Origin of the sequence: Delftia deserti, assembly GCF_042653485.1 — a bacterium.
Classification (GTDB): domain Bacteria; phylum Pseudomonadota; class Gammaproteobacteria; order Burkholderiales; family Burkholderiaceae_C; genus Comamonas; species Comamonas acidovorans.
Map to the genome: position 1 here is coordinate 3,436,865 of NZ_JBHSIH010000001.1, position 14,085 is coordinate 3,450,949.

General features: G+C 66.7%; 12 protein-coding genes. 7 read left to right on the plus strand and 5 right to left on the minus strand.

Annotated elements, in window-relative coordinates; translation table 11 throughout:
• The first annotated feature begins 14 nt into the window (after window positions 1-14).
• From ACFPFG_RS16645 to ACFPFG_RS16655, 3 genes are all read left to right on the plus strand, one after another.
• The gene (locus ACFPFG_RS16645) at window positions 15-953 is read left to right on the plus strand and encodes a GSU2403 family nucleotidyltransferase fold protein (RefSeq protein WP_380107465.1); all 939 of its coding nucleotides are present in this window, start codon (window positions 15-17) and stop codon (window positions 951-953) included.
• 206 nt (window positions 954-1,159) lie between these two features.
• Window positions 1,160-1,768 carry a hypothetical protein gene (locus tag ACFPFG_RS16650; RefSeq protein WP_197953946.1) on the plus strand — a complete coding sequence of 203 codons (609 nt, stop codon included), beginning with the start codon at window positions 1,160-1,162 and terminating at the stop codon, window positions 1,766-1,768.
• Window positions 1,769-1,960: 192 nt separating this feature from the next.
• Window positions 1,961-2,404, plus strand: coding sequence for a lysozyme inhibitor LprI family protein (locus ACFPFG_RS16655; RefSeq protein WP_380107467.1), 444 nt, complete (start codon window positions 1,961-1,963; stop codon window positions 2,402-2,404).
• Between the two features lie 37 nt (window positions 2,405-2,441).
• On the opposite strand, the gene ACFPFG_RS16660 is transcribed toward ACFPFG_RS16655, so the two are convergent.
• The 3 genes from ACFPFG_RS16660 to ACFPFG_RS16670 form a co-directional block, all read right to left on the minus strand.
• The gene (locus ACFPFG_RS16660) at window positions 2,442-2,900 is read right to left on the minus strand and encodes an RDD family protein (RefSeq protein WP_012202823.1); all 459 of its coding nucleotides are present in this window, start codon (window positions 2,898-2,900) and stop codon (window positions 2,442-2,444) included.
• A gap of 113 nt (window positions 2,901-3,013) precedes the next feature.
• On the minus strand, window positions 3,014-4,078 hold the full coding sequence (locus ACFPFG_RS16665) for an asparaginase (RefSeq protein ID WP_380107470.1): 1,065 nt from the start codon (window positions 4,076-4,078) through the stop codon (window positions 3,014-3,016).
• Between the two features lie 129 nt (window positions 4,079-4,207).
• Window positions 4,208-4,714, minus strand: a complete 507-nt coding sequence (locus ACFPFG_RS16670) for a glutathione peroxidase (RefSeq protein ID WP_183020601.1) — start codon at window positions 4,712-4,714, stop codon at window positions 4,208-4,210.
• A 241-nt stretch (window positions 4,715-4,955) separates the two neighbouring features.
• Here ACFPFG_RS16670 and ACFPFG_RS16675 point away from each other — a divergent pair, with 241 nt between their 5' ends.
• Window positions 4,956-5,525, plus strand: coding sequence for a ferritin-like domain-containing protein (locus ACFPFG_RS16675; RefSeq protein ID WP_034389809.1), 570 nt, complete (start codon window positions 4,956-4,958; stop codon window positions 5,523-5,525).
• Window positions 5,526-5,688: 163 nt separating this feature from the next.
• On the plus strand, window positions 5,689-8,226 hold the full coding sequence (locus ACFPFG_RS16680) for a penicillin-binding protein 1A (RefSeq protein ID WP_380107472.1): 2,538 nt from the start codon (window positions 5,689-5,691) through the stop codon (window positions 8,224-8,226).
• A 525-nt stretch (window positions 8,227-8,751) separates the two neighbouring features.
• On the opposite strand, the gene ACFPFG_RS16685 is transcribed toward ACFPFG_RS16680, so the two are convergent.
• Window positions 8,752-9,531, minus strand: a complete 780-nt coding sequence (locus ACFPFG_RS16685; RefSeq protein ID WP_183021373.1) for a tyrosine-protein phosphatase — start codon at window positions 9,529-9,531, stop codon at window positions 8,752-8,754.
• A gap of 114 nt (window positions 9,532-9,645) precedes the next feature.
• The gene (locus ACFPFG_RS16690) at window positions 9,646-12,558 is read right to left on the minus strand and encodes a DNA topoisomerase III (RefSeq protein ID WP_183021372.1); all 2,913 of its coding nucleotides are present in this window, start codon (window positions 12,556-12,558) and stop codon (window positions 9,646-9,648) included.
• A 117-nt stretch (window positions 12,559-12,675) separates the two neighbouring features.
• On the opposite strand from ACFPFG_RS16690, the gene ACFPFG_RS16695 reads away from it, so the two are divergent.
• The gene (locus ACFPFG_RS16695; protein ID WP_183021371.1) at window positions 12,676-13,239 is read left to right on the plus strand and encodes an SET domain-containing protein; all 564 of its coding nucleotides are present in this window, start codon (window positions 12,676-12,678) and stop codon (window positions 13,237-13,239) included.
• Window positions 13,236-14,066, plus strand: a complete 831-nt coding sequence (locus ACFPFG_RS16700; protein WP_183021370.1) for a biotin--[acetyl-CoA-carboxylase] ligase — start codon at window positions 13,236-13,238, stop codon at window positions 14,064-14,066. Before ACFPFG_RS16695 ends, ACFPFG_RS16700 begins: the two co-directional genes overlap by 4 nt.
• Window positions 14,067-14,085: the final 19 nt, after the last annotated feature.

A 14,085-nucleotide genomic window follows, 5' to 3' on the forward strand; every position in this document is an offset into this window, starting at 1 on the left:
AAAAAAATACCGAAATGCAAGACCTCCAGCCATCAGCGGCCCGCCAGTACATAGACGCCGTATCCACCTTCGAAGCCCTGGAAGAAGCCCGGGATGAAGGGGCTCAAGTACGCGGTGGCATGTATTGGCATGCGGGTCCGGCGTCGTCTCCTCAATCCAGCTACCTGATCCGCACCACGCCTGCGGGCGCCGAAACCAGCCTCGGTCTTCGCACGCCGGAAACCGAAGCCATCTATGAACGCTTCATGCAGCGCAAACAGGAAAGCGCCGAACGTTTGGCCGGGCTCAAGGCCGCATTGGCCCAGCACCAGCGACTGAATCGTGCGCTGCGCGTAGGCAGGGTGGACCCGCTGGTGGTGGAGCTGCTCAACCGTCTGTCGATCACCGGGCTGAGTCCGCACTTTCGCGTGGTAGGAACGCATGCGCTTTACGCGTACGAGGCAGCAGCCGGCTTGCGGCTACAGGCAGATGCCCTGGCCACGCGCGACATGGACCTGTTGTGGGATACCCGCAAGCGGCTGCAATTTGCCACGCAACTCGCCCGCGTAGACAGCTCCATGCTCGGCGTACTGAAGAAGGTGGACAGCACGTTCCGCCTGCGCAAAAGCCAGCTCTACACGGCCGTCAACAAAGACGGTTTTGAAGTGGACATCATCCGTCGCGAACGTGTGGCAGACGATCCCCACCCCATCAAACTCAGCGACTCCGAGGAAGACTTCTGGGTGGCCCAGGCCAGGCGTGCCAACGTGCTGCTGGATGCGCCACCGTTTTCAGCCGTCATCGTCGCCAGCAATGGAGCCATGGCGCGCATGCATACCGTCCACCCGGCAACCTTCGTCGCGTTCAAGCGATGGATGGCCGGCCTGCGCGAGCGAGAGGCCATCAAGCGCAGGCGGGATGTACTGCAAGCGGACGTGGTGCAAGCGCTGGTGGACGGGTACTTGCCTCCATGAGTGCTTTCGGATACGTCTGAGACCTGTGCAATGTGTGAGCGGGCAGGCCTGGGCTCAACGCACATATGGGAAGTCATTGCGTGCCACTGCTTTGCTCTGCTCTGCAGCTCAATACGGAACTGTCACCAAACTGCCGCCCAACGCCTGCACCATCCTGCGGGGACGGCCTGCGTGGCCGCCGTTCACTCCTTTTCAAGGACCGCTCCATGCAAGTGCGCTTTCCCAATCCCTTCGGCCTGGCCCTGCCCGACGCCCAGGCAGTGCGCGAGTACCAGGCCGCGCAAGGCTTCTCCGACGCCTACGCGCAGTTCCTGATCACGCAGAACGGCCTGGACTTCGACCGGCTCGAAGCGGCGCCCGACCGCGAGGACTACCTGCAGGCCGACGACGAGACCGGCGACAACCACGCCTGGCTGCGCACCCTGCACCACTTCCGCGCAGGCTCGGAGCACTGCGACGTGGAGGACCACCAGCGCGAGAACCTGTTTGCCGCGCACTTCATGGTCATTGGCCATGACCCTGGCGGCAACCCCTTCGTGGAAGTGCTGCACGGCGCCTTCAAGGGCCGCATCGGCAGCCTGGACCATGAGCTGTTTGCAGGCTGCGAGGACCTGGAGCAGTTTCTCGAAGAAATGGAACTGAGCAGCTTTGCCGCCGCCAGCGTGGACGAGCAGACCGACATGCTTTGCGACGAAGACCAGGGCCTGATCTGGTTCCACGCCAGCAGCATGGACAGCTTCGTGCAGCAATGCGTGTTCTGCGACGAGGACGGCTCGGGCTTCGTGGTGGACGAGCCGGGGCTGCAAGAGGATTGAGCCACGGGGCAGGGAGGCCGGTGCTCGTGCGCAAGGGAAACCACTGCGCATTGGCATGACCGCTGGCTTGGCGTTCGCGTGCAGTTGCCCGCAACCGGCCCATCAGGCATGCCAGAATGCCCGGCGCCTTTGCGGCCATCGCCATTGCATCGGGATCAGGGAGTCCGGCCCCTTCGAATTCAGGACCACTACATGCGAGCAATAAAACTGACAACCCTGGCACTGGCAGCCTGCATTCCTCTGTGGAGCCTCGCCACGGAAATCATTCCTCAACCCGATGAACGCGCCTTGCGCGAGGAATGCAGTGCCCACTCCCAGGCCGGAATGCGAGACTGCCTGGCGCGCAGGCTCGCAGACAGCCACAAGGCCTTGAAGCAGGCCGAGGAACAGGCAGCCAGCGCACTGGGGCAATGGGATGAGGATGCCAAATATGCCGCCCAGGCCAAGGCCAGGCTGTCCGCCTCCGGCAAGGAATTCACGCAGTACCGCGATGCCCAATGCAGCTGGCTTGCTTCTCTGGCTGGCGGCGCAGCCGGCAACGCGACGGAGATCAGGCGCCTGTCCTGTGCTGCAGCACTGAACTTCGGGCGGGCCGCGCAGCTGCGCGATGTCACATCCGAGCTGCCGTTGAAATAGCACGGAGCGCCCGATGCGGGCGCGCCTGAGGTGCGTGTCAGCGGAACTTCACCGGCTGCACCCCCCGGTGCTTGGGCCTGACCACCACGGTGCCCGCAATCTTGTCGTGCCAGCCTTGCTTGCGCGGGTCAAAGGCCACCCAGATCAGCCCCAGGCACAGCGGGATGATGGACACGAAATAGGCCAGGTAGCGAATGATGGCCTGCCGTGTGCTCATGTCCGCGCCGGTCTGCGCGTCCACGATCCTGGCGGCGATGAGCATCTTGCCCGGCGTGGCCTGTTTCTTGATCCAGAAGATGACGACGGCAATGGCAGGCAGCACCCAGGAGATGACGAAATCGGCCGGGCCGTGCAGCAGTTTTTCGGACTCCAGGTATTCCCAGCCATAGATGGAGATCAGGGCCGGAAGCATGAGCACGAGCAGGATCACGGTGTCGATCAGCGCGGCGCCGGTGCGGGCCCAGAAGCCCACGTATTCGAGATCGTCATCCTGCATGGTGCGCCCTGGTTGGCATATGAGGCTGCCAGTGTGCCACCTCGGTGCCCCGCCAGAAATGCCGCGCAAGGCCAGGGCCTGCGCGGCAGGGCTGCGGCGGCCTGTCGGTCGAACTATCGATCGAATACTGCCTGCAGGTCCTTCTGCCCCGTCACGCCGGACTGCAGCGCCAGCATCAGCAGGATCCGCGCCTTGGGTGCGCGCAGGTCGTCGGCCATGACGGCGCCGGCCTCGAACGAGGTCTTGCCGCCGCCCTCGAAGCCGTAGCTGGGCATGACGCGGCCGTTGTGCACGCGCGTGCTGACGACCACGGGCACGTTCTTGCCGATGGCGTACTTGGCGGCATCGAGCATGGCGACGTTCATGTTGCCCATGCCCAGGGCGTCGATGACGATGCCCTTGACGCCACGGTCCACCGCCTGGCGCACGGCCTGGCCGTTGGCGCCGCCGTACATGGGGAAGATCTCCACCTCGGGCATGGTCTGCACCTGGATGGGCAGGTGCTGGCGGCGCGCGGGGGCGGAGGCGAAGTTCACGCGGTCCGGGTAGACCTCGCCCAGAAAGCCGAATTCACCCGAGCGGAAGGTCTCCACGTTGGCCGTGTGTGTCTTGGTGACGTAGCGCGCGGCATTGATCTGGTTGTTCATGGCCAGCATGGCGCCCTTGTCGCGCGCCTTGGGGTCCACGGCGATGCGCACGGCGTTGAGCAGGTTGCGCGGCCCGTCGAAGTCGGATACCGAGGCATTGCGCTGCGCGCCTATGAGCACGACGGGCTTGGACGACTGCACGGTCAGGTCCAGCCAGAAGGCGGTTTCCTCCAGCGTGTCCGTGCCGTGCGAGACGATGGCGCCGGCCACTTCGGGACGGGCCAGCGCGGCCTGCACAGCCTGGGTGAGCTGCACCCAGCGGGCCGGGTCCATGTAGTCGGAGGGCACGTTGGACAGGTTGTTGACCTGGATGCGCGCGTACTTGCCCACATCGGGCACGGTGGCCAGCAGGTCGTCGCCCGAGATCGCGGGCACGGGCGCGTTCTTGACCGGGTCGATCTTCATGGCGATGGTGCCGCCCGTGGCAATGAACTGGACCACGGGCTTGTCCTGGGCGGCGGCGCTGGTAGCAATCATGGGCAGGGTGCAGGCGGTGAGCAGGGCGAGGGCGGTGCGGCGGAAGGCTTTCACGGGTGTTGTCTCCTTGTTGCGATGTCAAGGAGCATGCTAACCATGGCGTGCGGCCGGCCCACGCTGCCGGCCCTGCGTGAAACCCTGATGGACAGGCGCGATCAGCGCGCCTCAACGCGCATCAACGCGTCAAGGCGCCAGCGCGGCCTCGATGTCCGTGGACAGCTTGGCCGGCGCATCCTGGGGCGCATAGCGGCGGATGACCTGGCCGTCGCGGCCAACGAGGAATTTGGTGAAGTTCCACTTGATGGCCTTGGTGCCGAGCACGCCCGGCGCCTCGGCCGTGAGCCAGCGGTACAGCGGGTGGGCGTTGGCGCCGTTGACGTCGATCTTGCCCATGAGCGGAAAGCGCACGCCAAAGTTCAGGTCGCAGAAGCTGGCGATTTCCGATTCGCTGCCCTTTTCCTGGGAACCGAACTGGTTGCAGGGAAAGCCCAGCACCACCAGGCCGCGCTCGCCGTACTGCTCATGCAGCGCCTGCAGGCCCGCGTACTGCGGCGTGAAGCCGCAGGCGCTGGCGGTGTTGACGATGAGCAGCACCTTGCCGCGGTAGTCCGACAGGGGGACGGCCTGGCCCGTGATGGAGGTAGCCTCGAAGTCGTAGGCCGAGCGGGGCGCGGCGGCGATGTCATTCATGCGGGTGCTCCTGGAGTGGAGCGTCCATGGTAGCGCCGGGATAGCCAGGGACACCCAGGGGCGCGCTGGCCGGGCATGGGGATGCGGACTTGTCTCACAGACAGCAGGCGGCCAAAAACTTACCTTGGAAGGCAACAGGCGGGCACATCGGCCCGCCTGGTCCCGTTTCGCTGGCAGGTGTTTACAAGCCGCATAGGCGCATGCCTGCCGTAGTTTCCGTCCCACGATGAAGAGACCACGTATGAACCCCAACAGCACCCCCACGAAGCAAGCCAAATCCAACGCCGGCAACGGCCACCTGGCGCTGGACCCCAAGGCCCTGGAGGCCGCCAAGCACAGCCTGGACGATGGCGCCGTGACCCCGCACTTCGGGCCCTGGCGCGAGGACATCATCAAGCTGCTCAATGACTCGCTGGCCACCGAGCTGGTGTGCGTGATGCGCTACAAGCGCCACCACTTCACGGCCGTGGGCCTGGCTTCGCCCGCCATTGCCGACGAGTTCCTCGTCCATGCCAACGAGGAAATGGCCCACGCCGACAAGCTGGCCCAGCGCATCGTGCAGTTGGGCGGCGAGCCTGACTTCAACCCCCAGACGCTGACCCAGCGCAGCCACGCCGACTACAACGGCGAGACGGACCTGAAGGCCATGATCCGCACCAATCTGATCGCCGAGCGCGTGGCCATCGAGGCCTACAGCCAGATGATCGACCTGATCGGCGACAAGGACCCGACCACGCGCCGGCTGATCGAATCCATCCTCGAGCAGGAGCAGGAACATGCGGACGAGCTGTCCGACTGGCTGGAGAAATAAGCACTTCCCGCCAGTACCCGCCAGCCCGACAATACCGGGGCTTGGCCCATAGGCAAGGCACCCCGCGCGAGCGGGGTGCCGTTTTTTTGGGCATTCTCTCGGCTTCGCGGAATGGTCCCGCCCTACCGGCCCTGATGTCCCGTCATCAGGGCCGTCTTGCAATATGCGCTTTTCTTTCAATGACTTGAAGCTGCCCGATGCCTTGCTCTCGGCCCTGCTCGCAGCCTGGCAAAGGCTGCTGGCCAGCCGCATCGGCCAGCGCGTGGCGGCCCTGCCCTGGTGGCACCGCTGGCCCACGCGGCGTGAATGGCTGCTGTTCGCCGCTGCGTTGCCGCTGCTGTTCGCGCTGTATGTGCTGGCCCTGATCCCGTTCACGCCCGGCATCCGCGACATACGCAAGGCCAAGCTGGAGCAGCCCGCCCAGGTCATGAGCGCGGATGGCAAGCAGCTCGCGCAGTTCAAGCGCAGCAACCGGCAGTGGGTGAAGCTCGACGAGATGTCGCCGTCGGTGATCAAGGCGCTGATCGCCACGGAGGACCACCGCTTCTACGAACACCACGGCATGGACTGGCGGCGCACGCTGGGCTCGGTGGTGCACACGCTGCGCGGCGATCCGCAGGGCGGCTCCACCCTCACCCAGCAGCTCGCACGCAACCTGTACCCGACCGAGATCGGCCGCGCGCCCACGCTCAACCGCAAGCTCAAGGAGGCGATCACGGCCTTCAAGATCGAGGCGCTCTACACCAAGGACGAGATCCTCGAGACCTATCTGAACACCGTGCCCTTCCTCTACAACGCCTTCGGCATAGAGATGGCGGCGCGCACCTATTTCGACAAACCGGCCGCGCGGCTGACGGTGTTGGAAAGCGCCACGCTGGTGGGCATGCTCAAGGGCACGAGCTACTACAACCCCGTGCTCAACCCCGACCGCGCGCTGTACCGCCGCAACACGGTGCTGTCGCAAATGGTCAAGCGCGGCGTGCTGCAGGAGGCCGAGTTCGCCCAGCTCAAGAAGCGCCCCATGCGCATCAACTTCGAGCGCCAGGAAGAGCCCCTGGGCATGGCGCCGCACTTCGCGCAGCAACTGCGAAAGTGGCTGATCGACTGGGCCGACCGCAACGACTACAACATCTACACCGATGGCCTGGTGGTGCACACCACCATCGACTCGCGCCTGCAAAACTGGGCCAACCAGGCCGTGGCGCGCCAGACGCGCACGCTGCAGGGCGTGGCCAACGGCGCCTGGAGCCAGCGCGACGGCTGGAATGCCGCCAACCCGCTGGTGCAACAGCTGGTGCGGGAGACCCCCGCCTGGCGCGCGGCGCGCAAACGCGCGGACGGCCAAGGCAAGGACAAGGCAACGGACAAGGACAGCGAGGAAGACACCCTCAAGGCCCTGCTGGCCGACAAGGCCTTCATGAAGCAGCTGCGCGAGGACAAGACCCGCGTGCAGGCAGGCTTTGTGGCGCTGAACCCGGCCACCTCCGAAGTGCTGGCCTGGGTGGGCAGCCGCGACTTCACGCAGGACGCCTACGACCACGTGCAGCAGGCACGGCGCCAGCCCGGATCCACCTTCAAGCCCTTTGTCTATGGCGCCGCGCTGCAGCAGGGCGCCACCCCCGACGACAAGCGCGTGGACGGCCCCGTGGAAATCAAGCTGCCCGGCGGCGAAGTCTGGCGCCCCACCGACGCCACGCCACCCACGGGCCGCGAGATGACGCTGCGCGACGCCCTGGCCTACTCCAAGAACACCATCACCGCCGAAGTCATGCAGTCCGTGGGCCCCGCCCGCGTGGCACGCCTGGCGCGCGCCCTGGGCGTGCGCCAGAGCCCGCTGGACGAAGTACCCGCCCTGGCCCTGGGCAGCAGCCCGGTGTCACTGCTGGAAATGGTCAACGCCTATGCCAGCCTGGCCCACGGTGGCCGCTGGCTGCCGCCCATGATGGTCACGCGCATCGAGGATGCCGACGGCAAGGTCATCGCAGAATTCAGCCCGCCCAAGCCCGAGCGCGCGCTGGACGAAGACCACGCCTACGCCCTGGTGGACATGCTGCGCTCCGTGGTGGACAAAGGCACGGCCGTGGCCGTGCGCCAGCGCTACGGCATCCACGCCGACGTGGCCGGCAAGACCGGTACCACCCAGGGCAATGCCGACGGCTGGTTCATCCTCATGCACCCGGAAATCGTCACCGGCGCCTGGGCCGGCTTCAACGACCCGCGCATCACCCTGCGCAGCGACCGTTGGGGCCAGGGCTCGCGCAGCGCCCTGCCCATGGTGGGAGACTTCATGTCCCGCGCCCTGCGCAGCCCCGTCATCGACGCCAAGGCCCGCTTCGAGCCGCCCGAACAAAGCCACTGGTGGTCCGACATGGTCGGCCGCCTGCGCGAACGCATGCAGGGCTGGTGGCCCGACCAGCAGCCGCCCGCCCAGCCCGACCAACCCGCCATTCCGGAGCCGACCCCGACCCCTGAACCCGCACCCGAGCCCACGGAGCCACCCGGCCCGGGCCTGTCGCCCGGCGAGGAAATCATAGAAAGCACCCCCGCCCTGCCCGCCCCCAGCATCCCCCTCACCCAGGGCACGCTGGGCCCCACGGACCAGCGCTCAGTGCAGGAAGCCACCCCCGCCACACCCGCTCTGCCCGGCGGCGAAGACGCCCCCGCAGGCACCGGCGTGGTGATCACGCCGATCCAGCCCTGACCCTGCTGGCTGTTGGCTGTTGGCTGTCGGCTGTCGGCTGTCGGCTGTCGGCTGTTCCCCAGCCTCCCCCCTTCTGCCCACGCAGGTCGCCCGCAGCGAAGCGAAGGGTCGTGGGCAGCGGGGCGCACTTCTTTGCCTCCTTTCTTGCTGCGCGGCAAGAAAGGAGGTCGGCTGCCGGGCCGAAACCCGGCTCCTGCCCGCCGCAAAGGCAAGCAGCAAAAATCAGTCCAGAAGATCAGCCCAGATCAGGCAAGAAAACAAGTCACCGCGAAGTCCGCGTATGACTCACATTGGCATCCACAGTCCCGAACACCGTCACCCCACTGCCACTGGACGCCTGGCTCCCAGCCACATCCCCAGGCACCCCGCCCGCACAGCCAGCCAGCCCCACACTCAAGGCCACCAGCGCCATCGCGGCCAGCTCACGCATGCCGTACTTCATCGCAATCTCCTTCATCTCCGGCGCAACCGACCGGCACAGCCCATGTTAGCCGCGCCAACCCGCCGCCCCGTGAGCGAAGGTAATCACCCTTCCAGGTAAAGCGCAGCCAGCCGCTCGCGTGCCGCGCCGTCGATGCCCAGCGCATCCCGCAGATACCCTTCCATCCCCCCGAAGTCGGCCCGCACCATATCGGTGGCGGCCGCCAGGTAGGAGGCCTGCACGCGCCACAGCACATCCATCACCTCGGCCGGCATGGGGGCGAAGGTGGTGGCGGGACGCTGGTAGAGCTGGTTGGTCAGCAGGTAGTCCTGCATCACGGTGTCCTCGTCCACGCCCAGCGCGGTGAGCAGCAGGGCGGCGGCCCAGCCCGTGCGGTCCTTGCCGGCCGTGCAGTGGAAGACCAGCGGGTCCTGGCTGTCCAGCAGAAGTTGGAACAGCTGTGCAAAGCGTGGCGCGTAGTCGTGCACGAAGCTGCGGTAGGTATCCTGCATCAGCTCCTCGGCATGGGCGGCCGTGAGGTCGTTGCCCGCGGCGATCAGGGCACTGGCGCGCTGCACCACGGTGGGCTCGACGATGAGCGCATGGCGGGCAATGCCCGGCCATTCGTAGGCCAGGTGGGCGCTCTCCATCTTGCCCCGGAAGTCCGCGCTGCGCGCGAGCTTCAGGCCCTGCAGCACATCCAGGTCAGCCGCGCTGAGGCCGGCCAGGTGGTCGGCACGGAACAGCGTGCGCCAGCGCACGCGCCGGCCATCCAGGCCCGCGTAGCCACCGAGGTCTCGGAAGTTGGAGGCGCCGTCCAGGCGGATGGAGCGCGACGGCGCCGGGGAGGAAGCAGCGGCGGCAGCCGCTGCCGGGGTGAGCATTTCGGTATCCATGCCCGCTAGATTAGCCCAAGCATGTGTTGCCCCCGTGTCAGGCCGGCGACCCGCTCCGGCAAGGTGCAGAAGCGGGTCGCAGGATCAGGTCAGGCAGGCGCCTTACGCCAGATGCTTGCCCACGATGCCGGCCAGCTCGAACATGTTCACGCTGTCCTTGCCGAAGACGGGCCGCAGCTTGTCGTCGGCGCGGATGACGCGCTTGTCCTTGGGGTCCTGCAGGTTCTGGGCCTTGACGTATTCCCACAGCTTCTTGACCACCTCGGTACGCGCCACCGTGCCTTCGCCGATGACGGCGGCCAGGGCCGCGCTGGGCTGCAGCGTGCCGGCAGCCGGCTTGCGCGCGGTCTTGGTGGCCGTCTTTGCCGTGGTCTTGGCCGCGGCTTTCTTGGCAGGCGCCTTCTTGGCCGGCGCGCTCTTGGCGGCCGCCGTCTTGCGCGGCGGGTATTTGCTGTCGCGCTGCTCGAACTCGAAGTTGACCTTGCCGGCCGCGCCGTCCCAGACCAGGAAGGCCTTGAAGCTGCGGCGCGTGCGGTTGGAGACGAACTTGTCCAGCAGGTCGGTCTTGCCGGTCTGCAGCAGCTTTTGCATCTGCTCTCGCTCTATGGGCTGCTGCAGGATGATCTGGCCGCTCTTGAAATCGCAGCTGGGCGTGGCCTGGGCCAGCGTGGGCACGGCCTTGGCGCAGACGTAGTTGCTGCCGTGTTCGAAGACCGGCGCACCGCACTTGGGACAGGGGCCCAGCGATTGCTGGCTGGCAAAGTCCACCAGCTCGCCCGTGTCTTCGGAGGCGGCGTCGTCGCCAAAGTCGAACTCGAGCTTGTAGTTGCCGCCCTCCTCATCGTGCACGATGGTGACCTCGGCCACGAAGGGCCAGCCGGCCTTGGAGCGAAAGCCGTCCAGCGGGCCCAGGCGGCGGTCGCGCAGCAGTTGCTCGGCCTCGGCCGTCTCGAAGGTGCGGCCCGCAGGCGACTTGGTGAACGAGAAGCCGCAGCCCGCGCCCTGTCCGTCGCTGCCCGTGCAGCCGTAGCGGCGGTAGTTCTCCTTGACCACGCCACCGCAGTTGGGGCAGGGCGTGGACAGGGTGGCGTAGTCGCCAGGCACGGTGTCGCGGTCGTATTCCTTGGCCTTCTTGACCAGCTTTTCCGTCATGGACTGGATCTGCTGCATGAAGGCCTCGCGCGAGAGCTGGCCCTTTTCCATCTGCGCCAGCTTGTACTCCCATTCGCCGGTGAGGTCGGCGCGCGAGAGTTCTTCCACGCCCAGGCCGCGCAGCAGGGTCATGAGCTGGAAGGCCTTGGCCGTGGGAATCAGCTCGCGGCCTTCGCGCAGCATGTACTTTTCGGTCAGCAGGCCTTCGATGATGGCCGCGCGCGTGGCAGGCGTGCCCAGGCCCTTTTCCTGCATGGCCTCGCGCAGTTCGTCGTCCTCGACCTGCTTGCCCGCGCTTTCCATGGCACCCAGCAGCGTGGCTTCGGAGTAGCGCGCGGGCGGCTTGGTCTTGAGGCCCTTGGGATCGACCTGGCCGGCGCGCGGCTGCTCGCCGGGCTGCACCGCGACCAGGGGCTGGCCCTTGTCGCCGTCCTTGCCGCCTTCGACCTCGTTGGCGGCTTCCTTGCCGTAGATGGCCAGCCAGCCGGGCTTGACCAGGATCTTGCCCTCGGTCTTGAAGCTGTGCTGCTCGACCTTGCTGATGCGCGTGGTCACCTGGTGCTCGGCGCTGGGGAAGAACACGGCCATGAAGCGGCGCACGACGAGGTCATAGAGCTTTTGCTCGGCCTCGGACAGGCCGCTGGGCGCCTGTGTGGTCGGGATGATGGCAAAGTGATCCGACACCTTGCTGTTGTCGAAGATGCGCTTGGTCGGGCGCACGTAGTTCTCGTCCAGCGCCTGCTGGGCAAAGGGCGCCAGGTGGCGCATGCCGCTGCCGGCCAGCATGGCGAAGGTCTGGTGCGCCACGGGCACGTAGTCCTCGGGCAGGGCGCGCGAGTCGGTACGCGGGTAGGTCAGGGCCTTGTGGCGCTCGTACAGGCTTTGCGCCAGCGACAGCGTGGTCTTGGCCGAGAAGCCGAACTTGCCGTTGGCCTCGCGCTGCAGGCTGGTCAGGTCGAACAGCAGCGGGCTGGCCTGGGACGTGGGCTTGGACTCCTCGGTGACCTGGGCCGGCTTGCCGCGCACGGCGTCGGCGATGGCCTGGGCGTCGCGCTGGTTCCAGATGCGGTCGGCGCGCGCTTCGGCATCGTCGCTCTTCTTCCATTGCGTGTCGAACCACTTGCCCAGGTACTGGCCGGCCTGTGCGTCGAAGGCGGCATGCACTTCCCAATAGTCGCGGCTGACGAACTTGCGGATCTTTTCCTCGCGCTCCACCACCAGGGACAGCGTGGGCGTCTGCACGCGGCCCACGGTGGTCAGGAAGAAGCCGCCGTCGCGCGAGTTGAAGGCCGTCATGGCGCGCGTGCCGTTGATGCCCACCAGCCAGTCGGCCTCGGAACGGCTGCGCGCGGCGCTGGCCAGGCCCAGCATCTGCGCGTCGCTGCGCAGGTTCTGGAAGCCGTCGCGGATGGCCTGCGGCGTCATGGACTGCAGCCACAGGCGCTTGACCGGCTTGCCCAGGCCCTTGCCGTCTGGCTTGGCGCCTGCGGCGTACTGCTCGATCAGGCGGAAGATCAGCTCGCCCTCGCGGCCCGCGTCGCAGGCGTTGATGAGTTCGGTGACATCCTTGCGCTTGGCCAGCTTGACCACGGCGTTGAGCCGGCTCTTGGTCTTGTCCACGGGCTTGAGGTCGAAATACGGCGGAATCACCGGCAGGTTGGCAAAACTCCATTTGCCGCGCTTGACGTCGAATTCCTCGGGCGCCTGGATTTCCACCAGGTGGCCCACGGCGCTGGTCACGACGTAGTGCTCGCTCTCGAAGTATTCATCGTGTTTGTCGAATTTGCCCGCCACCGGAGTCAACGCGCGGACGATGTCCTGCGCGACCGAAGGCTTCTCAGCAATCACCAGGGTCTTTGTCATTGTGTGTACTCGTCATTCCCCGCAGGACCTGCATGTCGCAGCCTGCGCTTCTACAATCCATGGCTCACGCGTGCACACGCACGCGCATGTGTGCCTATTCAAGTTATCAGAGAAAACATGCCCCGCACAGCTTTGGCCCCATCGAGCGGCCGCCGCATCCAGACCCGCCGCTCGGGTGTCCATGGCAAGGGCGTCTTCGCCGCGCAGGATCTTGCCGAAGGCGAGGTCCTTGTCGAGTACGTAGGGGAAATCATCAGCTGGCAGGAAGCCCAGGACCGGCATCCGCACGACCCCAGCCAGCCCAACCATACCTTCTACTTCCACGTGGACGAAGACCGCGTGATCGACGCCAACTATGGCGGCAACTCCTCGCGCTGGATCAACCACAGTTGCGCTCCCAATTGCTACACCGATGAGCGCGATGGCCGCATTTTCATCGTCGCGCTGCGCAACATCGCCGCCGGCGAGGAACTGAGCTACGACTACGGCCTGATCATCGACGAGCCCTACACCAGGAAGCTGAAGGCCGAGTATCCATGCTGGTGCGGCGCGGCCACCTGCCGCGGCACGCTGCTGGCGCCCAAGCGCGGCTGGCGCCCGCCCATGCCCGGCGATGCGCTGCCGGCCAGCACAAAGCCAAAGAAGAAATCCCGCAAATCCTCCACGAAGGCCGGCGCATGATGGCATCGTCCCCCATTCACTGGCCTGCGGAATCGCTGTGGCAGGCCATCGAGCCGCAACTGCCGGGCTTTTCCGTGGAGATCGTGCCCAGCATCGGCTCGACCAATACCGAGTTGATGGCGCGTGCCCGCGATGGCCGCAACGAGCCCGTGCTGCTGGTGACCGAAGTGCAGACCGCCGGCCGGGGCCGGCTGGGCCGCCAGTGGACCAGCGGCGTGGGCGATTCGCTGACCTTCTCGCTGGGCATGCCGCTGGCGCCCGCCGACTGGTCCGGCCTGTCGCTGGCCGTGGGCCTGAGCGTGGCGCAAAGCCTGCAGCCGCAATTGCCCGCCCCGGGCTCGCAGCGCCCGCGCATCGGCCTCAAATGGCCCAACGACCTGTGGATCGACGGCGACCGCAAGCTCGGCGGCATCCTGATCGAGACGGCCAGCTTCGTCGGCAGCGCCGCGCATGAGCCGGGCACACCGCGCTACGTGGTCGTGGGCATCGGCCTGAACGTGCGCCCGCGCCCCGGCGACGGCATGCGCACGCCCCCGGCCAGCCTGCTGGAGCTGGACGAGCGCCTGGACGCGCCCACCTCCCTGGCCTGTGTGCTGCCGGGCCTGGTCTCCGACATACAGACCTTCGCCGCCCAGGGCTTTGCGCCGCTGGTGGAGCGCTTTGCCCAGCGCGACCTGCTGCGTGGCCGCGCCGTCAATCTCAGCGATGGCGAAAGCGGCACGGCCGAGGGCGTGGGCCCCGATGGCGCGCTGCTGGTGCGCACGGCGCGCGGCCTGCAGGCCATCACCAGCTCGGAAATCAGCGTGCGCCCGGCTGTTGTAGGCTAGGGCGGGTGACTCATCACTA